Raw genomic sequence first — 24,680 nt, 5'->3', positions numbered from 1 at the left:
TGATTCTGCGGCTAGGGCGACAAAGTGCGAGAAGGCCCCGCCCTGGGCGCAGAGTCAACGAGCCCGCCCGTGCCAGAGCCACGCCGTCTACGGGATTTCCCCGATGTTTGCAGCTCGCCGCCACCGGATGCTGGCTAGCATGACCGAAACTGATCCACGTGCGGATATGCCGCCGTTGACCTGGAGTGAGTTGGGCGTGGGCGAGCTACCAACCGGGACCGTGACGCTGTTGCTCGCCGATGTCGAGGGCTCTACTGGGTTGTGGGAGACCCAGCCGGAGGAGATGACTGCCGCCGTCGCGCGTTTGGATCGCACGCTGGCCGACCTGCTTGCTGTCCCCGGTGGGGTGCGGCCGGTCGAACAGGGTGAAGGCGACAGCTTCGTCGTCGCGTTCGCACGCGCGTCGACGGCAGCCGAGTTCGCCCTGGCGTTGCAGCGGGCGCCGCTCGCGCCCATCCGGTTGCGCATTGGCCTGCACACGGGCGAGGTGCAGTTGCGCGACGAGGGTAATTACGTCGGCCCGACCATCAACCGGACGGCGCGGCTGCGCGATCTCGCCCACGGTGGCCAGACGGTGTTGTCGGGCACCACCGAGGACATTGTCGTCGACGCGCTTCCCGCCGATGCGTGGCTGACCGACCACGGTAGACACGAACTGCGCGGCATCGCACGTCCCGAGCGGGTGGTGCAGCTCTGTCATCCGGACATCAAGAACGATTTTCCGCCGTTACGAACGTCGAAATATGTTGTTGCTGAACACTTGCCGGTGCAGCTCACCAGCTTTGTCGGCCGCGGTGCCGAGATTGACGGCGTGCGGGGGATCCTCGCGAACGACCGGCCGGTCACCTTGACCGGCGCCGGCGGAGTGGGCAAGACCCGGCTGGCGATCCAGGTCGCCGGGCAGTTGGCAGCCGATTTCGCCGACGGTGCGTGGTACGTCGACCTGGCGCCGATCGCCGATCTCGATCTGGTGCCGATAGCGATGGCCGGTGCCCTCGGCCTGGCGGATCAGCCGAGCCGCTCTACAACCGACACGCTGATCCGATCCGTGGGAGACCGCCAGATGCTGGTGGTGCTGGACAACTGCGAACACCTCCTCGACGCTGTTGCTTCGCTGACCGCCAGGTTGCTGACGGCCTGCCCCGGATTAACGTTGCTGGCGACCAGTCGGGAGCCGATCGATGTTCCCGGCGAAGTGACCTGGCGGGTGCCGTCTCTATCGCTGGATGGGGACGCGGTCTCGCTGTTCGTAGACCGGGCGCGGCGGGCGCGATCTGATCTCCATTTCGCCGACGATGACGTCGACGCGATCAGAGAGATATGCCGCCGCCTCGACGGCATGCCGCTGGCCATCGAGTTGGCGGCGGCCCGGGTCCGTGCGTTGACGTTGGACGAGATCGTCGGCAGTCTGCACGACCGCTTTCGGTTGTTGACCGGCGGAGGTCGCATCGCGGTGCGCCGCCAGCAGACGCTTCGCGCGTCGGTGGACTGGTCGCATGCGCTGTTGACGGATGCCGAACGGGTGCTGTTTAGACGGCTCGCGGTTTTCATGGGCGGGTTCGATCTGGCCGCTGCGCGGGCCGTCGCGGGAATTACCGAGGTGGAGCGCTTCCAGGTGTTGGACCAGCTCACGCTGCTCGTGGACAAATCGCTGGTGGTGGCCGACAACACCGGCGGCCGAACGCGATACCGGCTATTGGAGACCGTGCGTCAGTACGCGTCGGAAAAGCTCGGTGAGTCTGGTGAGGCGGACGCAATGCGGTCCCGCGACCGCGACCACTACGCCGGGATCGCGGGATTGCTCGAAGTGCCCGCGGCAACCGGACACCAGCAGTTGGTCGAGCAGACCGAGATCGAGATCGACAATCTGCGTGCCGCTTTTTCGTGGAGCCGAGAGAACCTTGACGTTGAGCTTTCCCTGCAGATCGCGTCGTCGCTACAGCCGCTATGGCTCACTCGGGGCCGTTTGCGCGAAGGGTTGAGTTGGATCGATACGGCGCTGGCCGATCTTGACCTCGAGATTGATCTCGATGCAGACGGCATCGACCGTGAGGTGGCGCCGGCGGTGTTGGCGCGCGCGCTGGCCGACGCTGCACTTCTCGACGGTTGGGTGGGGGTACCGGAGCGCGGAGAACAGGCCAACGAATCTTTGGTGCTCGCCCGTCAACTCAAAGAGCCTGCACTGGTGGTGCGTGCGCTGACCGCATGCTGCGGTACGGCGGCCTTCGCGCCCGAGCAAGCCGCGACGTACTTTGCCGAGGCTATCGAGTTGGCTCGCGATTTGGGTGACAAGTGGCGACTGAGCCAGTTGTTGGCCTTTCAGGCTTACACCGCGACCATGGCCGGCGACGCAGTGGCGGCGCATGCGGCCGGCCGAGAAGGCCGCGAGCTCGCCGAGGCGATTGGTGACCGATTCGCCGCAGGTCTATGCCGCGTGTGGGGAATCGGTGCGTCACTGGCGATGTTCGGCGACCTGAAGGGCGCCGAGGCTGAGCTGTCTGAATTGATCGCCGGCGCCCACGCCGCCGGCGATCCGTTGGCCCGGTTCAACGCTCTGCTCACACAGAGCTTCGTCCTGGGTTGGCAGGGCCGGACCGTGGATGCGGTGGCTTCGTCCGAATCGGCCGTCGAAACCGGGGCCGAACTCGGTGGGCTCCTCGAAGATCTGGGCTATCTTTCGCTTGCTACCGCAAGGTTTTTCGCAGGTGATGTCACCGCTGCGAACGACGCCCATGCGCAGGTCTACAGTCGCCTACCAGATGTCGGGTTCACTTCGAACAACTTGCGGTTCAGAGCCGAAATCGATCTTGCAACAGGCGATCTCGTGGCCGCGAGGGGCTGGGCCGACCAAGCCGTGTCGGCGACCGCGGGCTACCACCGGATGTGGGCACTGACCACCCATGCCCGCGTGGCGCTCGTCGCAGGTGACCTGGAATCGGCCGGTCGTGATGCGCACGCCGCGCTGGAATTGGCGGCCGTTACGCAGGTGCAGGTCGGGGTTCCCGACATCCTCGACTGCCTCGCTCGCACTGGCGTCGTAAGTGAGAGCTATCCGGAATCGGCCCGGCTATTCGGCGCCGCCAACGCCATCCGGCAGCGCACCGGGGAGGTGCCCTACGCGATGCACCGCGCGGACCGGGAAACTTTATCCACGAATCTTCGAGAATTCATGGGGCAGCATGATTTCGATGTCGCATGCGCCGCGGGCGCCGCGCTGTCCACCGACGAGGCGATCGCCTACGCGCGACGCGGCCGCGGCGAACGCAAGCGCCCGTCCACCGGCTGGGCCTCGCTCACTCCGGCCGAACTCGATGTGGTCCGGCTTGTCAGTGATGGCTTGGGCAATAAAAACATTGCTGCAAGGCTTTTCATCTCACCGCGTACCGTCGAGACCCATCTCACCCACGTCTACGCAAAACTGGGTCTGGCGTCGCGCGTCCAACTCGCCCAAGAGGCGGCACGGCGCGGCTGAGGCGCCGGGAACTCAGCCGCCGGTCATCCGTTCGGTTTCCGGCAGGTCGAGGTAGCGCTCAAGGTTGCGGTGCATGTTGATGACACGCCGTTCCTCGTTGGACAGCGTCAGGTGGGTGAGGCCAGGCTGATGCAGGCCGCGTTGCAGGCCGGGGAGCAACCGAATGTCCTGGGTGAGAACGATTCCGGGTTCGGCATCACCGGCCGCCATCCGCATGTCAGTCGGCTTGTTGCGTGCTGAGCCCGGCGACATCCGCGTCATCAGGAACATGGTCAATTCACCGTGATCCGGATCCGGCCCGGGCCGCGACGTCATGATCGTCAGATGGTCGGCGTTGGCCAGGAACGTCATATTCGGAAACACGTTGTACTGATGCAGTCGGGTAACCCGGTCGTTGTCGGCCCAACTCAGGTCGACCCCGCGGCTAGCCGCGAAGGCACGGGTACGGTCCGCAATCAGGTCGGCAACCGTCTGTCCCGGCTGCCGCTCATCGCTGGGAAATGGTGTGCCTTCGGCCGCGCCCATGAGTGCACCCTGGGTGTAAACGTAAGATTCCCAGACCTCTTCGTCACTCAGCGCGCCCTCGAAGCGAGGGCTCTGTACGCCATATGGCTGATCGGATTTGCCGGTGTGAGCCCAGATCTGTTGTGGCGCATGGATGTCGTCTACGCAGCGCAGCAATTCCGGGTGCAGCGTCTGAATGTGATAAGTCTCGCTGTAGCCGTCGGCGATTGTCTTCCAGTTGGCTTCGACGTCGACGGTAAGCGTTGCGTAGCAGCGGAAGTCGTCGATTTTGCACCAGGCGATATCTTCGGGGATCGCGTCCAGGTACTCGATCAACGGCATCGCGCCGATGTTGAGATTGACGAACACCATCCCGCCCCAGGTATCGACTTTCGCTGGCAACAAGGGGAATTCGGACATGCGCAGCGTACCGAAGCCTTTGCGGTTGGGCACCCGCTTGAGTGCACCGGCAAGATCCCAGGTCCAGCCGTGGTAGCCGCACTTGAGTTCGCGCAGTCCCGAGCCCGATCCCGCACACAGCGAGTTGCCGCGATGGCGGCACGCATTCTGAAATGCGTGCAAGATCCCGTCGTCATCACGGACGATCAGGATTCCGTATGGGCCGCAACGGTATTCGAAGTAGTCGCCCGGCTCGGCGACATGGTCGACCATGCATGCGACCTGCCACACCTTCGGCCACATCCGCTCGACTTCCAGTGCAGCGAACGCAGGGGAGTAGTAGCGCTCGGCCGGTACCAGCGTCGGCGATGCGGGCGGGGTGCCGATCGCGTCCTCGTCACGCGTGCGGGTGGGGTTGCCCGCGATCACGTTCACGCGCGAAACCCTAACGGGCTCCGCGCACCAGACGGCCTGGACGCGCTCCGGTGTCGACGTCGTTTCGACGGGTCACGGCTCCGCTGACCACCGTCGCCGCATAGCCGCTGGCGCTCTGCAAGATCCGGTTTCCGCCGGCCGGCAGATCCCACGCCATCGCCGCGGGGTGCAGCGTCAGAGCGTTCATGTCGATGACGTTGATGTCGGCCTTCTTGCCCCGCTCGATGGTGCCGCGGTCGGTGAGGCCGAACAGGTGCGCGGTGTCGCGGGACTGCTTACGGATCACGTATTCCAACGACAGCTTGTCACCGCGCTGACGGTCGCGGGCCCAGTGTGTCAGGAGGAAGGTGGGATAGGAAGCGTCACAGATCATTCCGCAGTGTGCGCCGCCGTCAGACAGACCCAGCACGCCGGCCGGGTGCAACAGCATCTCCCGGATGGCGTCGTGGTTGCCCTCGGCGTAGTTGAACAGCGGCAGCATCAGCATGGAGGTTGCATCCCGCTCGAGCATCAGGTCATAGAGCGTCGACAGGGGGCTCTCGCCGCGGGCTTGCGCGATCGCTTTGACGGTGCGGTCCGGTGCGGGTTCGTAGTCCGGCGGATTACCCAGCGCGTAGAGACGATGCAGTGAGTGCTGGACTAACGCGAACATTCCGTCGAACAACAGGCTCTTATCGACGGGCAAGTCGTCCTCGGCAAGAATCGCGGCCTTCACTGCGGGATCGGCCAGGCGTTGCGCCAGCTCCCCGCGGCCGAATTCGGCTTTCAGTCGCCGGTAGGTGGGTCGGTGACTGAAGCCATGGTGGCCTTGGAAGCCGATCATCATGCCGAATGGACGGGCCGCGATCTGCGGGTACAAACGCGCGCCTTCGGAGTGCGCGTCCGCGGACAGGTCCAGCATCTCGCGCCACAGCTTCGGGTCGGCGTCCACCTGGATGAGCGCGAAGGACACCGGCCGGTCGATCTCGGCGCTCAGTCGCCGCATCCAGTCCAGTTCCTTCTTCGGCGCGATGATGTCCTCACCCGCCGAGCCTTGCGGAGCCAGTTCGAAGACGGCCTGACCGCCGGCTGCCATCGCACGTCCGAGACCGAAGAGCTCGTCCTCGGCGGCGAAGGTGCCGGGCACGGGCTCGCCGTCCATCGCCCGGTGGCCCATGGTGCGTGACGTCGAAAACCCCAGCGCGCCGGCTTCGACAGCCTCGGTCACCAACCTGCCCATCGCCTTGATGTCGTCCGCGGTGGCCGGCTCATTGCGGGCGCCGCGGTCACCCATCGCGTAGGCGCGGATGGCGCCGTGGGCGACCTGACTGCCGACATCGATGGAGTACTGCTGCTTGCCGATGGCGTCGAGGTACTCGGGATATGTTTCCCAGCCCCAGGTGATGCCCTCGGTGAGTGCGGTACCGGGGATGTCTTCGACGCCCTCCATCAAGCTGATCAGCCAGTCTTCGGTGCCGGGACGCACCGGGGCGAAGCCGACGCCGCAGTTGCCGGTGACCACGGTCGTCACCCCGTGACCGCTCGATGGTTCCAGTGAGCTGTCCCAGCTCACCTGCCCGTCGTAGTGGGTGTGGATGTCGACGAAGCCGGGCGCCACCACGTGCCCGGTCGCGTCGATGGTCTCGGCGGCTTCGGCACTGTCGAGGCCGGGCGAGTTATCGCCGCGGCGGACTATGTCGGTGATCTTGCCGTCCCTGATGCCGAGGTCGGCGCGGTAGCGTTCGGCCCCCGTGCCGTCGACAACAGTGCCACCGATGATTTTCAGGTCGAACATGGTGCCTCCAAGGGCAACTAACCAAGGCTGAGTGGTTATTACGCTACGACGCGTAGCGTATGTATCGACCGTATGCGCCCCAGTGGCGCGAGTCAATGAATAAAGGCCACCGGGTGTGAGTCCGGGGCGGTGGGTTGAGTTCCCGGGCGCGACTCAGCCGGCCGCGGTCAGCCGATTCCAGGTCAATGTGACCTGCGTGCCGTGCGGTGTGCCCTCGATGTTCGCTTCGTCGGCGAGCGCGTGCATCAGCGGGATGCCGCGCCCTCGGCTCAAGTCGAGAGCTGACGGATGCTGCCGCCACTGGCCGCGGTCATTGACCGTCACGGCGAGGGTGTCGGAGTCGGCGTCGTACGCGGCGCTGACATCCATGGTCCCGTGGTCAGGGATGTCGGTGCGCTCAGGAACATCGGTATAGGCGAACTCGGCGACGTTGGCCAGAGCTTCGCTGACGGCCAGCACCAGGTCACTGAACCGTTCGGCACCTAGCGTGAAATGCCGGTCAAGCCAGTTTCGGAATTCCACGCGGATACGGGTGGCGTTGGACGCATCTGCCGCGACATGCCGTCGGATGAAACGGGACCGATCGTCAGAAGGTGTCATGGCAGGCCGTTGGTCAGCGGGTCCAACCCGCGCCGGCATGCTCCGGCTCAGGCACCGTTGACCCAGTTGAGCGCGCTGTCCAGGGTGCGGTGCAGCGAGAGCAGGCTGTCGATCCCCATCAGCTTGATCGGGCGGCTGGTGGCCGGCCCGTCTGCGACCACCGCGAACTTGGTGGGCGGCTCGACCTCGGCCTGCCCGTTGACCAGAACGCTCAGCCCGGCCGAGGCCAGGAACTCCACCTTGGTGAGATCAACGATGAGCGCCGCGGGCTTGGCGGTAACGGCCGTGCGTATCGCCTCAGCGAGCTGCGGGGCGCTGAGCATGTCCACCTCGCCAGCGACAGCGAGCACGACGGCACCATCCGTCTCGTTCTGCTCGACCTCGAAAGTCGCTCGATTGATTGGATCGCCGGGCTGATCGACCATGCTCTATCTCAAATCCGTCCTCGCGGGACAATGCTAGTTCTCAGACAACCACGCCAAGTCAGGGCTGTGGATTCAACCCGCCGAACATCGCCATTTTCCTGCGCCACCTACGGAGCGCAGCGGCAGATAACAGATGCCGATTCTAGGCCACCCGCGCATAAGCCCTGACAGGTGCCGGTCGAACAGTCGACGAATCAGTCCCATGAGGCGTCGGCTGGGACCTTCCGATTGCCGCGGCCAACTCGCGGACGTCCAACGCCTGGACAAAATCCGCTCTGGGGCTTGTGCGCGTTGGTAGGTTCTGGGAATGCTCTTTGCTGCTCTGCGCGATATGCAATGGCGAAAACGGCGCCTCGTTATCGCCATCGTGAGCACCGGAATCATTTTCGGGATGACCCTTGTCCTCACTGGGCTGGCGAACGGCTTCCGCGTCGAGGCCAGCCAGACCGTCGATTCGCTCGGGGTCGACGCATTCGTGGTCAAGGACGGCGCGGCCGGACCGTTCATGGGCTCGACGCCGTTTCCCGATGTCGACCTGGCCCGGGTGCGAGCCGAGGCCGGGGTCACGGCGGCGGCGCCGCTGGCCTGCGTCGGCACCATCATGAGGGACGGCTCGTCGACGAGGAACGTCACCGCGTTCGGGGCCCCCGAGCACGGACCCGGCATGCCGCCGGTCTCGGAGGGCCGGGCTCCGGCGACGCCGGATGAGGTCGCAGCGTCTAGCGTCCTGGGCCGCCACCTCGGCGACACCATCCAGATCGGTTCGCACGTCTTGAAGATCGTCGGCATCGTGCCGAACTCCACCGCCCTGGCGAAGATCCCGAATATCTTCCTGACAACCCAGGGCGTGCAGCAGATGGCCTACAACGGTCAGCCGATGGTCACCTCGATCGGCATCACCGGCAGCGCCCGGAATTTGCCAGACGGCTACCGAACCTACGACCGCAACGGCGCCGTCAACGACCTGATTCGGCCGTTGAAGGTCGCGGTGAACTCGATCACGATCATCGCGATCCTGCTGTGGGTCGTGGCGGTATTGATCGTCGGATCAGTGGTGTATCTGTCGGCCCTCGAGCGGGTGCGTGACTTCGCCGTATTCAAGGCAATCGGCACGCGGACCAGTTCGATCCTGGCGGGACTGGCGCTGCAGGCGCTGATCGTCTCGCTGCTCGCGGCAGTTGTGGGCGTGATTCTCTCCAAGCTGTTGGCGCCGTTATTCCCAATGGTCGTCTCGGTGCCGACGCTTGCCTATGTATTACTACCGGTGGTCGCGATCGCGATAGGTCTGCTGGCCAGTCTCGCCGGCCTGCGGCGTGTGGTTGCCATCGATCCAGCTCTGGCGTTTGGAGGACCCTAAGCAGTGGGTGATCTCAGCATTCAGAATCTCGTCGTCGAGTACTACAGCGGTGGCTATGCGCTGCGGCCGATCAACGGGCTGAACCTCGATGTGTCCGCAGGGTCGTTGGTGATCCTGCTCGGACCCAGTGGCTGCGGGAAGACGACGTTGCTGTCGTGTCTCGGCGGCATCCTGCGACCGAAGTCCGGGGCAATCAAGTTCGACGACCTCGACATCACATCGCTCGAGGGATCGGCCCTGGCCAAGTACCGGCGCGACAAGGTCGGGATCGTCTTCCAGGCGTTCAACCTGGTGCCAAGCCTCACTGCTCTCGAGAACGTGATGTTGCCGCTGCGCGCCGCCGGAAAGTCTGTCTCCGCGTCGCGCAAGCGCGCCACCGAATTGCTCGAGCGCGTCAACCTCGGTGAGCGGATCAAGCATCGTCCGGGTGACCTCAGCGGTGGCCAGCAGCAGCGCGTCGCCGTCGCACGGGCCATCGCACTGGACCCGCCGCTGATCCTCGCCGACGAACCGACCGCCCACCTCGACTTCATTCAGGTCGAGGAAGTGCTGCGGCTGATCCGTGAACTCGCCGACGGGGACCGGGTGGTTGTCGTCGCGACCCACGACGCCCGAATGTTGCCGATGGCCGACCGGGTGGTGGAGCTGACACCCGATTTCGCCGACACGAACCGGGCACCGGAAACGTTCGAGCTGAAAAAGGGCGAGGTGCTGTTCGAGCAGAGCACGATGGGCGAGCTGATCTACGTCGTGCACGAAGGCGAATTCGAGTTGGTGCACGAATTGGCCGACGGCGGCGAGGAACTGATCAAGGTAGCCGGACCTGGCGACTACTTCGGCGAAATGGGCGTGCTGTTCCACATGCCGCGGTCGGCGACGGCACGAGCCCGCACCAACGCAAAGGTCGTCGGCTATACGGCCCAGGCGTTCCGGGAGCGTCTCGGCGTGGGTGGCATGCGTGACCTGATCGAACACCGCGAGCTCAACAGCGATTAATTCGGCGCTGTGGCGCTGACAGTGTTGGTAAAGGCCCTGTTCACCGGGGTTTCGCGGCGGTAGCGTCAGTGCATGCTGTTCGCGGCATTGCGTGACATGCAATGGCGGAGGCGTCGCCTGGTCATCGCCATCGCCAGCACGGGTCTGGTGTTCGCGATGACACTCGTGCTGACCGGACTCGCGAACGGGTTCCGGGTCGAGGCGCAGCGAACTGTCGATTCCATGGACGTTGACGCGTTCGTGGTCAAGGCGGGCGCTGCCGGGCCGTTTCTGGGTTCCACCCCCTTCGCGCCAACCGACCTGGCCCGCATAGCCGCCGAGCAGGGTGTCAAGGCCGCTGCCCCGCTGGCGACCGCCGCGGCCGCAATCAGGGAAGGTTCGGCGACGCGAAACTCGACGGCCTTCGGCGCCCCCGAACACGGACCCGGCATGCCTCGCGTCTCGGAGGGCAGGGCGCCGTCGACACCGGACGAGGTCGCGGTGTCGAGCACCCTGCATCGCCTGGTCGGCGACACCGTGCAGGTCGGTTCGCGGAGCCTGCGTGTGGTGGGCATCGTGCCCGACTCCACCGCACTGGCCAAGATGCCCAACATCTTTCTGACTACCGAAGGGCTGCAGCAGCTGTCGTACAACGGGCAGCCGATGGTGACATCGATCGCCATCACGGGTAGCCCGAAGGAGGTTCCCGCCGGCTATCAGCTCGTCGACCGGGCAGTCGGTGTCACCGATCTGATGCGTCCGTTGAAAGTCGCGGTCGATGCGATCACGATCGTGGCCTTTTTGCTGTGGATCGTGGCGGTGCTGATCGTCGGGTCAGTGGTGTACCTGTCGGCGCTCGAACGACTGCGCGACTTCGCGGTGTTCAAAGCGATTGGGATCCCTACGAAATCGATCCTGATGGGCCTCGCGCTCCAGGCGCTGGTCGTCGCGTTGCTTGCGGCAGTGTTGGGTGTGATCCTGGCCCAGCTATTGGCGCCGGCCTTTCCGATGCTTGTCGTGATTCCCGCCGGTGCCTATCTGGCGCTGCCGGGAATCGCAGTCGCGATCGGCCTGTTGGCCAGCGTCGCAGGGCTGCGACGGGCGGTCTCGGTCGATCCCGCACTCGCCTTTGGGGGTCCCTGACCGATGGGTGATCTGAGCATTCAGGACCTTGTGGTCGAGTACTCGAGCGGTGGCTACGCGCTGCGGCCGATCAACGGGTTGAGCCTCGACGTAGCCGCCGGATCACTGCTGATCCTGTTGGGCCCCAGTGGTTGCGGGAAGACCACATTGCTGTCGTGCCTCGGCGGCATCCTGCGGCCGAAGTCCGGGGCCATCAAGTTCGACGGCCTCGACATCACCACGCTGCAGGGCGCGGACATGGGGCGATATCGGCTGGAGAAGGTCGGGATAGTCTTCCAGGCCTTCAATCTGGTGCCGAGCCTTACGGCACTGGAGAACGTCATGGTTCCGTTGCGCGGCGCCGGAATGTCTCGCGGAGCATCGCGCAAGCGTGCGATCGAATTGCTCGAGCGCGTCAATCTTGGGGATCGGATGAAGCACCGCCCGGGCGACCTCAGCGGTGGCCAACAGCAGCGGGTGGCGGTCGCACGTGCGATCGCGCTGGACCCGCCGCTGATTCTGGCCGATGAGCCGACTGCGCACCTCGACTTCATACAGGTGGAAGAGGTGCTGCGGCTGATTCGGGACCTCGCCGACGGAGATCGGGTGGTGGTGGTGGCGACGCACGACAGCCGCATCCTGCCGATGGCCGATCGGGTGATCGAGATGGTGCCCCCTGCGGTTGCGTCGACGAACCGTCCCCCGGAGACGGTGCGGTGCAAGGCCGGCGAGGTGCTGTTCGAGCAGTGCACCATGGGCGACCTGATTTACCTGGTGTCCGAGGGCGAATTCGAGATCGTGCGCGAATTAGCCGACGGTGGTGAGGAATTGGTCAAGATCGCCGGTCCCGGCGACTACTTCGGTGAGATGGGCGTGCTGTTCCACATGCCGCGCTCGGCGACCGTACGAGCCCGCACCGACGCGGTTGCCGTCGGCTATACGGCGCAATCCTTCCGGGAGCGGTTGGGGTTGGGCGGCATTTCCGACATGTTCGAACACCGCCAGGTCGCCGACTGACGCAGCGGGCCGACACCAACTCCGATCGTCCGTTGAACGGAGTTCGTCACTACCTCGTAGTGCGGATGGTGCCCAGGACACCGACACTGTGACTGCACGAATTAGCCGACCAGGAGGGGACGAAGCGAGATGGTGGGCACGGATACCGGCGATCACGGCAACGATGAGAATGACGACTCCGCCGAAATGCAATCTGCACAGAATCCGCTTCGTTCCGCATTGACGCGCAGGGGCGCGCTGCTGGGACTGGGCGCGGTGGCCGGTTTCGCCGCGGTGGACGTGACCGGGTTTGCTTACGCCGGCGGTTGGCTGCGACCCGATGCGCTGACCCCGGGACGGTTCACCGATCGGTTCGAGAACGTGTACGGCCACCACGATGGGTTCCGTCGCAATCACGCCAAAGGACTCAGTGCGACAGGGACCTTCGCAAGCAGCGGGTCGGGGTCGAAGATCTGCCGGGCCTCGGTATTCCGACGTGGCACCGTGCCGATTGTCGGTCGGTTCTCGCTCGGGGGTGGTCTGCCCGACCAAGCCGACAAACCGGACACGGTCCGCGGCCTGGGGCTGATATTCCAGACGTCCGACGGCCAACAGTGGCGCACCGCGATGATCAATGTTCCTGTCTTCACCGACAGCACACCGGAGGGCTTCTACGAGCGTCTGCTCGCGTCCAAGCCGCAACCCGACACCGGAAAACCCGACCCGCAGCGGATGGCCGCGTTTCTCGAACGCCATCCTGAGACCGCCGCGGCGATGAAGATCATCAAGCAGTCACCGCCGAGTGCGGGGTTCGCGAACAGTATCTTCAACGGTCTGAACGCTTTTCGATTCACCAACGAAGCCGGCGTCACCGTTCCGGTGCGCTGGTCGGTGGTTCCCCTGGGCGCACCGGACACCTCGCCACCCGCACCGGGCAGGGACTACCTGTTCGACGACCTCGCCCACGCGGTGGCGCAGCGTCCGCTGCAGTGGCGCCTGGTCCTCACCGTCGGTGAGAACGGTGATCCGACCAACGACGCCACAAAACCCTGGCCACCGGCGCGGCGCACCATCGACGCGGGCACCGTCACCATCACCGCGGTGCAGACCGAGGAGCCCGGCAATGCGCGTGATATCAACTTCGACCCGACGGTGCTGCCGGACGGAATAGCCCTGTCGGACGATCCCATTCCCCGTGCCCGGTCCGCAGTTTACGCACGCTCGTTCACCCGCCGCGCCGGAGAACCCAAGTCGCCGAGCGAGGTTCGCGTCTGATGGCCGAAACAATCACCACCACAGCACGTTTCGCTGTCCCCTCGCGAATCCTGCACTGGTTGATGGCTCCGATGGTCATTGCGCAGCTACTGATCGGCGTGACCATGGTGGCTTCGCTGAGCTGGTACTCATTGCTGCTGGCCATTCATCGTCCGCTGGGGGTGCTGATCCTGATCTTCGCCGTGATACGCCTGGCGAATCGCCTCACTCACCACCTGCCGCCGTTCTTGGCCACCATGGGGCCCGCCGAGCGCCGTATCGCTTCGTGGTCGGAATATCTGTTGTACGGATTGCTGCTGATCCAACCCCTGGTCGGTTGGGCAATGCTCTCTGCGGTGCGGACCCCGATTGTCTCGCTGGGCCCGTTTCAGCTGCCGGCGATTGCACCGCGCAGTATCGATCTCTATGCGGTGCTGCGGCAATGTCACGAAATCCTTGCGCTACTGCTGTTTCTGGCCTTCACCGCGCACGTCTGCGCGGTGCTGTTTCACACATTCGTGCTGCGCGACCGGCTCATCGACCGGATGGCGGTGTGGCCCACCAAACAACCCGAGCAGGCTGACTCCTAGTACGACCGTTACGACCTAGGCGCCGCTCATCTTTGGTGTTGGCTGAAGAACTGCCAGATGGTGTCCGTGGCGTCGAGCGCCGTCGACGGCTCGGGGAGGCCGAGTCGTTCCAACATCGGCCCGCGGACACCACCGGGCCACTGGTGGCCGGCGTCCGCCACCGAGATTAGTTCCACCGTGCGGCCAGCGGGGCACCCGGCCGTTTCGGTGGTCACCTGCCCAGCAGTGGTCGAGGTTGGCGCCGGGCAATCGTCGATGGCCCGCCACGCGGCCGTCACCATCGGTACCGGCGGCCCATCGACACGTGGAGTTCCGTTGGCTTTCAACGATTTACCCGGCCCACCGTTATACGGGACGCTGGCGTCGGCGGTGCCGTGGATCTGCAGTACCGAGGTAGGACGCGCCCGCGAGCAGTCGGTCATCGTGGTGCCCGCCACGGGGGCGATTGCGGCGAACATGTCGGTCTCGCAGGCCAGTCGGAGCGACATCATCGCTCCATTCGACATGCCGGTGACATACACCCGAGCCGGATCAATCGGCGTCTGTTGCTCTATCGCGCCGACCATCGCGGTGATGAACCCGACGTCATCGAGGTTGGTTGCCGATGGATTGCCGCAGCACGATCCGGCGTTCCACGCCCGGCCGAGACCGTCGGGGAAGGCGACCAGGAAGTGGCCCTTATCGGCCTCGGTGTCCCAATAGTAGGCGCGTTCCGCCTGGGCTCCGTCGCCATATCCGCCGTGCAGCATCACCACCAGCGGCGCCGCACCGCTGAGTCCCTGCGGCCGATAAAGATTGAATGTTCTGCTGGCACCGGCCCACTCGATGTTTTGTGAGGACTGGCCGACCGGGATTGTTGGGCTATCTGGTGACCCCACCGCGTGACCGCCGCCGAAACATCCGCTCATCAAGAGCGACACCGCCACAAGGGCGAGGACGGCGACGATCCGGGCGCAACGTGATGCCATCAACCCATGGTGGCAGCCGATCTGAAAATTGACAAGTAACTTGTCAAAAGCACAGAACGTGGCAAGCTCTTCAGCCATGCGACGACTCGCAGATGGCCAGTGGGAATCGACCGTGCCCGCACTGGTGCGACTATTGGCGGCTAGCGGAGGCCCGCGATTGAGGTCAGCGTTCGCGGCCGCTGGATTCGATGGCATCCGCCCCGCCCAGGCGGTAGCTCTGGTTCCGTTGGCCACCGGAGGATTGCATGCTTCCGATCTGGCAGATCGGCTCGGGGTCAGCCGTCAGGCGGTGGCCCAGGCGATCACGGCGCTGGAGCGGCACGGTTATGTGACTCGCGCATCCAACCCAGATGACGCTCGCACTCGAATCATCGAACTCAGCGAACGCGGGCGCCAGGTGCTACGGGTAATGCGTACCAACGCAGTCGATTTGGAGAGGAAGTGGGAGGAGGTGCTGGGAGAGCAACGCCTCAGCGAATTGCGTCGGACGCTTCAGATGCTGCTGGCCGCGCCAGACTCCGAAGAGCCCGGCGCGGCGGCATCGCAGCTCTAGACCGTCAGCGCACCGCGCGAATCGCCGGCGTCCGCCCGGGTTACCGCGCGTTCGTGCGGTAGCCGCTTCGAAGCCGGCGAGCGAGCGGCCGACGAGCGAGAAGCCAGCAAGCGAGCGGCCAGCAATGCGGTGAGCATGACCGCGACGCAGACCAGCCCGTCGTCCTTGAGTCCCCACTTCACTGCCGCCAGGATCGCCGCCCCGGCCACGCACAACAGCACGCCGACACCGGTGCCACGCCACGCCGACGTGATCGTCGGGACACCGTCCCAACCCGGCAGGGGATTGTTTTCCAAGGGGCGCAGCGCAACGAACAGCACGACGACCACGCCGATCATGATGAAGAGCTGCTCGAAGGTGACCGCGAGGAAATCCGCCTGACCCGGGAATCGCGGGTGGCCGAAGCTGTCGAACAGCACGTGCACGCCGAGCAGCGCCGGCATGTGCCACAGGTACAGAGTCATCGCCCCCGAGTTGCCGATCGCGGTGAACCACCACACCCGCGGCCGCTGCGCCCACCGGTTGATCGCGGGCGCCACCGCGATGGCCAATGCGCTCAGCACGATCGCGTGGCCGGCGAGCAGCAGTGACGGCGGGCTCATGTTGGCCAGGTGCTGACCTTCGATGCCGACCAGGCTCAACTCGTATGGCCCCCATTGCAGAAGAGCAACGTTGACGGCCAGTAGGCCGACTGCCGTGACCAGCGCGGCACGCCCGGTGATCAGTTGTCGTCGGTAGGCGACACCGAACATGCCGGGGATGAGCCAGGCCGCCATGTTCAGATACCCGATCGGTGTCAGCGCCGGCCAGTGCAGCCGGATGGCGTCGATGGCCGCAACCATTGCGTAGACCACGACAACCCCGGCGGCAAGGCGGGCGGTGGTGGTGATTCGGTACAGGACCGGCATCGCGGCCAACACGAACACGTACACGCCCAGGAACCACAGCAGCTGGATGCTGATCCCGGCTACCGGTTCGTAGACATGTTGGGGGAGTACCGGATACAGCACGGCCAGGGTGACTGCCCAGAACGCGAAGTAGTAGAACACCGGTCGGAACAGTCGTGTGCAGCGCTTCAGTAGCCAATTTCCCCAGTTAGTGCCGGGCTGCCATGAGGTCAGGCATGCCGCGGCACCGGCGAAGAAGAACAACGGCATGATCTGAAAAATCCAGGTCAGAGCCTGGAACACCGTCGAGGTGGTGAGCAGGTTGTCCCAGATCAGCACACCACCGCGGATGATGCTGATGGCCATCACGGTGTGGCCGATCACCACTCCGATCAGGGCGGTGATGCGAATGACGTCGATGGCGCGGTCCCGGTCAGCGGGAGTTTGCGCGGCCAAGTCAGCAGGGCTGGGAAAGCCCATCACAGTGGTCATCCCAGCAGCATTGCCGACAGGTGACGGTAGATGCCTGCGTAGTTCTACTTGACTTGCCGCAATGGCCGGTGCCGGACCGGGCCGTCCGGGTGATCCGGGAGAGCCCTTCCCGCCGGGAAGACCCCCGGGACCGCCGTTGCCGCCGATCGCAGCGGCGAAAGAGAGAAGATTGGGCGGCTGCCCCGGGTGATTCATGAAAGGCGCACAAGTGGGAGCCCCACACGACGGGGGAGCATTCACTCGCGAACCGGCACTAGCCGATTTTGTGGAGTGTGAACCTGTCGTTGTGGTCAGAGACGTTGCATGGCGCAGAGTGTTCGATGTAGTCCACCTCCCCGGTGAGCGTTTGCGGGTCCCACCACTGAAAGACGGTGATCGGATGCACGCTCGGAGGGATCCAACGGCCATAGTCCCCGGCGGTATAACCAGGACAGGTCACACCCTCCGGGATTTCTCGCGTGTTGGTGTAACGGCCGTCTACGAGCTGGGCATCGAATCCCCGGCCTGATGACGTCGTCACGTGGGCGACGCAGTCCGGCGTGCAGGTAGTCCTGATGGTCCACTTTCCCGTGTCACCGTCTTCGTCGTGGTACAGGTAGACGCCGTTGGTCGTTAAGTCCTCGGCCCAGGCAGGGCCTGCTGCGAAAGGCACCAGGGCGGTAGCGATTGCAATTGCCGCGGTAAATACATTGATCTTCATGCTTCCGCCTTAATAGGGGTGATTTGCCGCGGTCGGAGCGGGTTAAGGCCTCGGACGCTCAATGTTCAAGATTGTAAGAGGCGTAAATCGATGTCCTCAATAGTTTTTCGTATGACTTCGATTTGAACTGGCCGCCGAGGCCCCGGTGCGCTCGGCGGCCAGTGAAAGCTGTTGTGCACCAGTGCTGGTGAGGCGCGCTGTCGCGCGATGCCATCGGCGCGGAAGGGGCCGAATATTCAAAGTAGGGGATTGTTGCCATGCCGAAGGGCGGCTGCGCGAATTGCGCCGGCCGTTTAACCGACGGTGTACAAAAGATTAAAATATGGTGCGCTGCGGAAAATGAATTCCCGATCTAAACCACAGGTTCCGCCCGTCGCGGCGGCATACTCGCCCGTCAAGAGTTGAGCTGCCGCGGAGGTGACCGCTGCCCAGCCTTCGGCTCCGCCGTCGCGGGGGAATCGACCCAGGCCACCTTCGGCGCGGTCCGCCGCCGGCGTGCGGCCGATCAGCCGACGGCGCACGGTCGCTTCGATGGGTGTGTTGGTGGCAGCGGGTGAGGCGCGCCGATCGCTCCGCGGCATGGTCGTGGCGTCGATGGCTCCGGCGGGTGGTTCCGGCGGCAGCTGATTCCTCGCGGCCGGACTGGCCTTTATAGAGTCGCGCTCAAGTTTGCGGCATTTCTTGCCGCCATCGCAATCGGCAATGCCACGGCTTAGCACATGCGACTGCCGCACCGCACGCATTCGATGACATTTCTCAGCAAACAATCACCTATCGGCAATTCCGTCAACAATCCGAGTGCAGGTCGGGACGGGCACTGGGCTGCGACGCTGGCGTCACGACCCAGAACCGCCTACACAACCCCAAAAGCGCAGTTCAGCAGCTGTGCAATAGCGCAGGCAGTGGCTGAGTCGACCTCACATCCCGGAGGCGTGTTGGGTCAGGCTAAAGAAAAGATAGGCAACGCAGAAGAGGAAATTCAGCGCCACCAGCATTAATCCAGTGCAGATAATTGCATGATTGAACCGGCGCTTTAAGCGCGCGCCTTTCGCGATTTTTTTCTCGCGATTGTATTGCATGGCAATTAGGGCGAAATTGACATCGACCAATTCCTTGTCCGCTACCGGTGAGCCGATGATCAGCTGCTGAAGGCGCGTCGGCTGGATGTCTACGCCGACGACCGCGAAGCGCTGGCTCAGCCGCCGCGCCTGCCTGCGGTGGAGGACATGGCCTCGCATCTGCAGCTGATGCGAGAGAAGCCGTCGTTCGTTGCGATAAGGATTGGACGGAGTCGTCACAAATTGGAATCCTATGTCTTTCGTCACACATGTGGGAGATGTAACGAATTCATTTCTAGATGATTTGTTCCGTCAGCGCAATTGTTCGGTCGGTACCGCATAGCGCTCCTGGTAGCGGCGCACCCGTTCCCGTACCTCATCGGCGTTGAGTCCGGTGTCCGACCAGGTGTAGCGTCCGCGCCCGCCGTCGCCAGGATGGGCGGCCAGGAAATCCCGCATCCGCTGCTCGGTATCGGGCCGAAGTTGGCGCCCCAGCTTCTGATAGACGCCGGCGATTGTGGCCCACGGGTCGTTGACGAAGTCGGAGTACAGCACGTCGATCACGCGGTCGGTCGGAACCTTGCCGCTGTCGCGCTGCGCCATCTCACGCTCCAAGCCGACCACGATCTCTTCATATGACTGAGTCGCGCACTCGGCGATGTCCGACTCGTCGCTGCCCATTCGTCGTAGATGGTGGGTGAGGGCAGCGATCGAGGAGATGACGTTGAGCGGGTCGCGATGCGTCTGCACGATCAAAGCGTCCGGGTACTCGGTCAGGAGTGCATCGAGCTGCCACAGGTGTGCCGGCGATTTCAACAGCCACTGGCCTGGCACGCCAGACTGCAAGTGCTGTAGGAAAATTCGATGGAATCGGTAGGCGCCGGCGTGATCGGCGTCATGCAGCAGCCAGCGGTAGTAGCTCGGCAGCCGGTACTGCACCGAGAAGATCATGCTGGTGAATTCACTGGCGGTGATCCGGACGCATTCTTGTCCGACCAGCGCGCCCATCGGGTGGAACTTGAGAAAGCCGGGAATGATCTGCTCGGACATCTCGAGGCTGGCCTGCGTGAGCGCGATGCGCGGGTCGTCGTGATAGGTCTCGGGCTGCGGTACCGGACAGGGCGCGTCGACTTCCCATGTCAACGGCGCCCGCAGATCGGGGTCCTGGGCCAGTAGGTCGTAGAGGATCGTTGTTCCGGTGCGGGGCTGCCCGACGATCACGATCGGTGCATTGATTCCCTTGGTGGCGATGTCGGGATTTTGCTTGCGCCAAGCGATGATGTCGAGCCGGTTCTTGAGCGCACGGATCAGATCGAGATGGGCGATCTCGACTCCGATGACCGACAGCCTCGCCTCGTTGACCAGCCCGTCGGCAACCAATTCCAGCCCGTGTTGCCACCCGTCCGCGCCGAAGTCGTCGTTTCCGGACTGCTCGCATGCGGTAGCGATAAGTTGCTCCGGGGCGAACCTGTCGGACAGCGTGGTCATGCGTGGACCTCCCGCCGGCGCACCGACACCTTGACGTCGGGTGCTTTCGGGTTGTCCAGCCAGCGCAGCACGATGAAGCCGCGATGGCGACCACCAGTGTCGAGCCAGTGGCCGAATCCGAAGTCCTCAGCCGAGATCGCGATGCGCACCCGCCCGTCCGAATCCGGCTGCACTCCGTGGTTGGTCACCGAACTGTGCCGACGGCGGGGCTCCAGGCACTCGTGCCAGATGCTCTCGAGCGTGACGTTCCAGTACCTGGTGTCGGGCGGTTCGATGTCCAGCACGAGAGCTTGATCCGGCTCGAGGCGGTACGTCCCGATCATGTAAAGGTTGTCCGGCGTGGTGTCGGCTGCGCCCAGGTCGGCGGCCTCGGCGGTGAGCAGCGTGTTGGGACTGGTGAGTAGTTCGGGCTTGATCGTGCGATGCAGGGTGGCGAGCTTCATCAGCGACCAGGCCATCGCGGTGAACTGGTCTGCCAGGGCGGCATCTGTCACGGGAGCTAACGGGTCGGGGTCCAGGGCCTCGATCTGCAGGGTGGCCAGTTCCTCGGAGGCGCGGTCGCCGATGTATTCGCGGACGACGATCGACGACGCGTCCGCTGGAATCTGCAGCCACTGTCCGCCGGCGCCGTCCGGGGGCTCATCGGTAGACAGCACGACGGCAAAATCGCCCGAATTCACTTGCAGATCTTTATCGCTGAGGTACCCGGACATCCGCCGCGGGGTCAGCCCGGTGCCGGCCAGAATCTGCAGGCCGAGGTAGGCGCTGGTGCCGCGGGTGCCGGTGATCCGGTAGCGGCGATCACCGCGGATCATCCCCAGGTAGTAGTTGCCGTCAGGATTGGGGCCACCGATCATCCGGTTCGGCGAGCACATGTCGAAGAAAACGGGTTGCGCAAGGTCGGCCTCGACGGCCATCTGTGAACACAGCGACGACACCCGAGCGATCACCCGCAGTCCCTCGAGGAGTTCGCGTTCGGACTCGGCGTCCTCGGTCACGATCTTCGTGACGTCGTTGAGCATCTGCTGAAAGAACTGCCACGCGGGCAGGGCCTTGTTTGCCTCTGCTTGAGTCATAGTCTCATAATTAGACTATGTCTCACCAAATATCCAGCGATTCGCGAGAATCTCTTTCGGAGCGGAAGCGCGCGGCGACGCGGCAGCGTATCGCCGCGGCCGCTGCGCGGCTGGTGGCCGATGTGGGATTGGCGAGCGCGACGATCGACCGCATCGCTGATGCTGCGGCGATCGGCCGGGCGACATTCTTTCGCTACTTCAACTCGAAGGAAGATGCCGTCGCCGAGGGTGTGAACGTAGTTTGGCTGGAGCGGATCACCGCGGCGGTCGCAGCGCAGCCGCCGGAGTTGACCGCCACCGAAGCGGTGATCGCCGCCTTCCACGCGCTCGGCGACGGATTCGCCGAAATCGAAGACCAGATAAGGGAATTGGCAACCCTGACGCGGTCGTCGGAAACACTGGATGCCTGGACGCTACGCATCTACGTGCGGTACGAAGCTGCGATTGCCGAGCTGATCGCAGTGCGCTTGCCTGGGCTGACCGAGCAGGATCCCCGCCCCCGCCTGATCGGTGCGCTGGCCATGGCGTCGGTGCGGATCGCCCTGGACGACTGGCTAGCCAACGGAGGTTCGTTACCCGACCGGGTGCGCCAGGGTCTGGCCCTGATCGCTATTGGCTAGCGAGTCAGTGCGGCAACGATGAGCCGGGTGGTCAGTTCGGCTCGCCGACGCGAATATGCCTGTCCGGCAGACAAAATCGGGTAGACCACCCCACCCACGATGGCATCGGCCGCGGACTGCGCGGTGGTCTCGTCGACTCCGTCGGCCACCAGTCGGGCGCGGACGCTGTCGTGCAGCGGCATTCCGAAGCCGTCGCGCAATCTGTTCGCCGTGTCGTCGTGCTCCATGCTCGCGACCGTCAGGGTGCGAAGCATCGCTGATCCGCGTGCCGTCGTCAGACTCGCGGCGAGTTTGCCCACCCATTCCACTAGGTCGGCGGCCAGATCGTGGGTGTAATTCATCGTCGCAAGGATCTTGTCGGCATCTTCGAGTAGGACATCGGCGACAAGCGCCGGGCGGCTGCGCCACCAGCGATAAATGGTCTGCTTTCCCACGCCGGCCCGGGCGGCGACAGCCTCAATGGTCAAGCCGTCGAATCCGCGCTCGATAAGCAACTCACGCGTGGCGGTCATGATCGCCGTGCGCGATTTCTCGCTGCGGCGCCGTGGCGTGAGTTCGGTGGCCATTCCATGGTCCTTGTTCGTGCTGCTCGAATCTCTAGGTGCTGCGGCCGGCCTTTGGGGCCCGGCTTTACAGATTTTGGATCGCGCCGGTAGTCTTCCACAAGACGAGACGGTTCGTCTCGTGAAGGGAAGGTTATCACTCGATGACGGTTGGTCTGACCGCCGAGCAGCAAGAGCTCAGTGACGCCGTCGTGCAGTTCGCCGCCCGACATGCGCCCATCGCCGGGACGCGGGAGAACATCGGCGCGCTTACCGCCGGGGAGTTGCCCGGATGGTGGGACGCGTTGGTAACCAATGGCTTTCACGCGGTGCACCTCCCGGAGTCGCTCGGGGGCCAGGGGGGCCGCCTGATTGACGCCGCGTGTGTGCTGGAAGCCGCGGCGAAGGCGCTGTTGCCCGGTCCGTTGCTGCCGACGGTGACCACGGGTGCGGTCGCGCAATTGGCCGACAACACACCTGCCGCTGAGGCATTGCTGCGCGAGCTTGCGTCCGGAACGCCTGCGGCGGTGATCCTTCCGGGTAACGGGGAATTCCGCGCGCGGCGCGACGGTGATCGGTGGTTACTGTCCGGTGCCTCGGACGTGACCGCGGGTGTCTGTTCGGCACGGACGATCCTGGTGGCCGCCGCCACGGAGGACGACGACATCGTGTGGGCGCTGACGGACGCTGAACAATCAGGTCTTGCGGCCGAATCCGCCGACGGCACCGACATCGTCACCGACGTCGGGCGGCTTCGCCTCACCGACCACAGCGTCACCGAGGTGCTCACCGGTATCGACCCGGACCGGGCCGAGTGTGTTGTGGTCGGTTTGGTTGCCAGTTCTACGGCAGGCATCGCGCAGTGGTGTGTCCAGGCGGTCACCGCGCACCTGCGCATCCGGGAGCAGTTCGGCAAGGTGATCGGCACCTTCCAGGCGCTGCAGCACAGCGCGGCGATGCTGTTGATCAACAGTGAACTGGCGACCGCGGCGGCCTGGGATGCGATACGCGCCGTCGACGAGTCGCTCGATCAGCACCGAATCGCCGCGGCGGGTGCGGCGGTGATCGCGGTGTCCCCGGCGCCGGACCTGGTGCTGGATGCGCTGACGATGTTCGGTGCGATCGGGTACACCTGGGAACACGACGTGCACCTGTACTGGCGCAGAGCCATCAGCCTGGCGGCGTCGATCGGCCCGGCCAACCGCTGGGCCCGACGGCTGGGCAGGTTGACCTGCACCCTGCAACGGGACATGTCGGTGAACTTGGGTGACGCGGAAGCGGAGTTCCGGTCTGGTGTCGCCGAAACCCTGGACACCGCAATGGGATTGCGTAATGAGCACCCGGGACGTCAGAGCGACTACGAAGAATTCAAGACCGGACCGCAACGCACGTTGATCGCCGATGCCCGATTGCTCGCGCCACATTGGCCGTCGCCGTGGGGCCTTGACGCGGGGGCACTGCGGCAGCTCATCATCGACGACGAGTTCGCCAAGCGGCCAGACTTGGTCCGTCCCTCGCTGGGCATCTCCGAATGGATCCTGCCGTCCATCGTGCGGGCCGGGTCAAAGGAACTGCAGGAGAAGCTGATACCGCCGACACAGCGTGGCGAGATCGCCTGGTGCCAGCTGTTCAGCGAACCGGGCGCCGGCTCGGATCTCGCCGCTCTGAGCACCCGCGCGACAAAGGTCGACGGTGGCTGGAACATCAACGGGCACAAGATCTGGACGTCCGCGGCACACCGGGCGGATTTCGGGGCGCTGCTGGCGCGCACCGACCCGGCGGCCAGCAAGCACCGCGGTATCGGCTACTTCATCCTCGACATGCGTTCGGACGGGATCGAGATCCAGCCGATCAAGACCGCAACCGGCGAAGCCCACTTCAACGAGGTGTTCCTCACCGATGTGTTCATTCCCGACGACATGTTGCTCGGGGACGCAGTCGGCGGCTGGGGTCTGGCCATCGCCACCATGGCCGAAGAGCGTTCGGCGATCAGCGGTTACGTCAAGTTCGACCGCGCGGCCACATTGCGTCAGATCGCGTCGGAACCGGGGCCGGACCGCGAGGATGTGCTGCGCGCGCTCGGCGAACTCGACGCATACACCAATGCCATCAAGGCCCTCGGGGTGCGCGAAACTCTTCGCTTACTCGACGGTCAGCCGTCGGGGCCGGCGTCCAGTATCGCCAAGGTCGCAATGAACGTGTTGCTGCGACGTACATTTGAGGCCACACTGCAGTTGACGGGACGGCTGGCAATGGTCGCCGACTCCGAACCGGCTGTGGTGGAACGGTATCTGCATCTTCCCGCCGAACTGCTCGGCGGCGGAACCCGGGAGATCCAGCTGAACATCATCGCCCAGATGATTCTCGGCCTGCCGCGCAAGTAGTGAACAGGA

Annotated in this window: 22 protein-coding genes; 10 read left to right on the top strand and 12 right to left on the bottom strand. The window is 64.5% G+C overall.

Features of this window, described 5'->3' with window-relative positions:
• Window positions 1-139: 139 nt before the first annotated feature.
• Complete coding sequence (locus ACZY1I_RS13585) at window positions 140-3,472, top strand: LuxR C-terminal-related transcriptional regulator (RefSeq protein WP_463754911.1); 3,333 nt, start codon at window positions 140-142, stop codon at window positions 3,470-3,472.
• Between the two features lie 12 nt (window positions 3,473-3,484).
• On the opposite strand, the gene ACZY1I_RS13580 is transcribed toward ACZY1I_RS13585, so the two are convergent.
• From ACZY1I_RS13580 to ACZY1I_RS13565, 4 genes are all read right to left on the bottom strand, one after another.
• Window positions 3,485-4,810: an aromatic ring-hydroxylating oxygenase subunit alpha gene (locus tag ACZY1I_RS13580; protein WP_463754910.1), complete on the bottom strand. Its 1,326-nt coding sequence runs from the start codon at window positions 4,808-4,810 to the stop codon at window positions 3,485-3,487.
• A gap of 10 nt (window positions 4,811-4,820) precedes the next feature.
• Window positions 4,821-6,584, bottom strand: a complete 1,764-nt coding sequence (locus ACZY1I_RS13575) for an N-acyl-D-amino-acid deacylase family protein (RefSeq protein WP_463754909.1) — start codon at window positions 6,582-6,584, stop codon at window positions 4,821-4,823.
• A gap of 153 nt (window positions 6,585-6,737) precedes the next feature.
• Window positions 6,738-7,184 (bottom strand): ATP-binding protein, encoded by a 447-nt coding sequence (locus ACZY1I_RS13570; protein WP_463754908.1) that lies wholly within the window; start codon window positions 7,182-7,184, stop codon window positions 6,738-6,740.
• Between the two features lie 47 nt (window positions 7,185-7,231).
• Window positions 7,232-7,609, bottom strand: a complete 378-nt coding sequence (locus ACZY1I_RS13565) for an STAS domain-containing protein (RefSeq protein ID WP_463754907.1) — start codon at window positions 7,607-7,609, stop codon at window positions 7,232-7,234.
• Window positions 7,610-7,916: 307 nt separating this feature from the next.
• Between ACZY1I_RS13565 and ACZY1I_RS13560 the strand changes: the two genes are divergently transcribed.
• The 6 genes from ACZY1I_RS13560 to ACZY1I_RS13535 all read left to right on the top strand — a co-directional run bounded on the left by ACZY1I_RS13560 (window position 7,917) and on the right by ACZY1I_RS13535 (window position 13,903).
• Entirely contained in the window at window positions 7,917-8,966 is a 1,050-nt protein-coding gene (locus tag ACZY1I_RS13560) for an ABC transporter permease (protein ID WP_463754906.1), read from the top strand.
• A 3-nt stretch (window positions 8,967-8,969) separates the two neighbouring features.
• Window positions 8,970-9,962 (top strand): ATP-binding cassette domain-containing protein, encoded by a 993-nt coding sequence (locus tag ACZY1I_RS13555; protein WP_463754905.1) that lies wholly within the window; start codon window positions 8,970-8,972, stop codon window positions 9,960-9,962.
• A 72-nt stretch (window positions 9,963-10,034) separates the two neighbouring features.
• The gene (locus tag ACZY1I_RS13550; protein WP_463754904.1) at window positions 10,035-11,084 is read left to right on the top strand and encodes an ABC transporter permease; all 1,050 of its coding nucleotides are present in this window, start codon (window positions 10,035-10,037) and stop codon (window positions 11,082-11,084) included.
• A 3-nt stretch (window positions 11,085-11,087) separates the two neighbouring features.
• On the top strand, window positions 11,088-12,080 hold the full coding sequence (locus ACZY1I_RS13545; protein ID WP_463754903.1) for an ABC transporter ATP-binding protein: 993 nt from the start codon (window positions 11,088-11,090) through the stop codon (window positions 12,078-12,080).
• Between the two features lie 186 nt (window positions 12,081-12,266).
• A complete protein-coding gene (locus tag ACZY1I_RS13540; RefSeq protein WP_463755129.1) occupies window positions 12,267-13,334 on the top strand; it encodes a catalase family peroxidase in 1,068 nt (355 codons plus the stop codon).
• A complete protein-coding gene (locus ACZY1I_RS13535) occupies window positions 13,334-13,903 on the top strand; it encodes a cytochrome b (protein WP_463754902.1) in 570 nt (189 codons plus the stop codon). Before ACZY1I_RS13540 ends, ACZY1I_RS13535 begins: the two co-directional genes overlap by 1 nt.
• Before the next feature lie 26 nt (window positions 13,904-13,929).
• Here ACZY1I_RS13535 and ACZY1I_RS13530 read toward each other — a convergent pair whose 3' ends face one another.
• Window positions 13,930-14,871: a CE1 family esterase gene (locus ACZY1I_RS13530; protein ID WP_463754901.1), complete on the bottom strand. Its 942-nt coding sequence runs from the start codon at window positions 14,869-14,871 to the stop codon at window positions 13,930-13,932.
• A 76-nt stretch (window positions 14,872-14,947) separates the two neighbouring features.
• On the opposite strand from ACZY1I_RS13530, the gene ACZY1I_RS13525 reads away from it, so the two are divergent.
• Complete coding sequence (locus ACZY1I_RS13525) at window positions 14,948-15,424, top strand: MarR family winged helix-turn-helix transcriptional regulator (protein WP_463754900.1); 477 nt, start codon at window positions 14,948-14,950, stop codon at window positions 15,422-15,424.
• On the opposite strand, the gene ACZY1I_RS13520 is transcribed toward ACZY1I_RS13525, so the two are convergent.
• The 6 genes from ACZY1I_RS13520 to ACZY1I_RS13495 form a co-directional block, all read right to left on the bottom strand.
• Window positions 15,421-16,803 (bottom strand): acyltransferase family protein, encoded by a 1,383-nt coding sequence (locus ACZY1I_RS13520; RefSeq protein ID WP_463754899.1) that lies wholly within the window; start codon window positions 16,801-16,803, stop codon window positions 15,421-15,423. The two genes, ACZY1I_RS13525 and ACZY1I_RS13520, sit on opposite strands and share 4 nt — an antisense overlap.
• A gap of 253 nt (window positions 16,804-17,056) precedes the next feature.
• Window positions 17,057-17,503, bottom strand: a complete 447-nt coding sequence (locus tag ACZY1I_RS13515; protein WP_463754898.1) for a hypothetical protein — start codon at window positions 17,501-17,503, stop codon at window positions 17,057-17,059.
• Between the two features lie 293 nt (window positions 17,504-17,796).
• A complete protein-coding gene (locus tag ACZY1I_RS13510; RefSeq protein ID WP_463754897.1) occupies window positions 17,797-18,246 on the bottom strand; it encodes a hypothetical protein in 450 nt (149 codons plus the stop codon).
• A 174-nt stretch (window positions 18,247-18,420) separates the two neighbouring features.
• Entirely contained in the window at window positions 18,421-18,801 is a 381-nt protein-coding gene (locus tag ACZY1I_RS13505; protein ID WP_463754896.1) for a hypothetical protein, read from the bottom strand.
• Between the two features lie 72 nt (window positions 18,802-18,873).
• Complete coding sequence (locus tag ACZY1I_RS13500; RefSeq protein ID WP_463754895.1) at window positions 18,874-20,049, bottom strand: sulfotransferase family protein; 1,176 nt, start codon at window positions 20,047-20,049, stop codon at window positions 18,874-18,876.
• Window positions 20,046-21,125 carry a DUF1214 domain-containing protein gene (locus ACZY1I_RS13495; RefSeq protein WP_463754894.1) on the bottom strand — a complete coding sequence of 360 codons (1,080 nt, stop codon included), beginning with the start codon at window positions 21,123-21,125 and terminating at the stop codon, window positions 20,046-20,048. The genes ACZY1I_RS13500 and ACZY1I_RS13495 overlap by 4 nt, the downstream gene beginning before the upstream one ends.
• A gap of 17 nt (window positions 21,126-21,142) precedes the next feature.
• Here ACZY1I_RS13495 and ACZY1I_RS13490 point away from each other — a divergent pair, with 17 nt between their 5' ends.
• On the top strand, window positions 21,143-21,745 hold the full coding sequence (locus ACZY1I_RS13490) for a TetR family transcriptional regulator (RefSeq protein ID WP_463754893.1): 603 nt from the start codon (window positions 21,143-21,145) through the stop codon (window positions 21,743-21,745).
• Here the strand turns inward: ACZY1I_RS13490 and ACZY1I_RS13485 are convergent.
• A complete protein-coding gene (locus tag ACZY1I_RS13485; RefSeq protein WP_463754892.1) occupies window positions 21,742-22,311 on the bottom strand; it encodes a TetR/AcrR family transcriptional regulator in 570 nt (189 codons plus the stop codon). The genes ACZY1I_RS13490 and ACZY1I_RS13485 overlap by 4 nt on opposite strands.
• Before the next feature lie 140 nt (window positions 22,312-22,451).
• Here ACZY1I_RS13485 and ACZY1I_RS13480 point away from each other — a divergent pair, with 140 nt between their 5' ends.
• Window positions 22,452-24,671, top strand: coding sequence for an acyl-CoA dehydrogenase (locus tag ACZY1I_RS13480; RefSeq protein ID WP_463754891.1), 2,220 nt, complete (start codon window positions 22,452-22,454; stop codon window positions 24,669-24,671).
• The last annotated feature ends 9 nt before the right edge of the window (window positions 24,672-24,680 follow it).

This window comes from Mycobacterium sp. IDUB_37 (assembly GCF_055419245.1).
The sequence above is the reverse complement of the archived record's forward strand: the minus strand, read 5'-3'. Positions and strand labels throughout refer to the sequence as shown.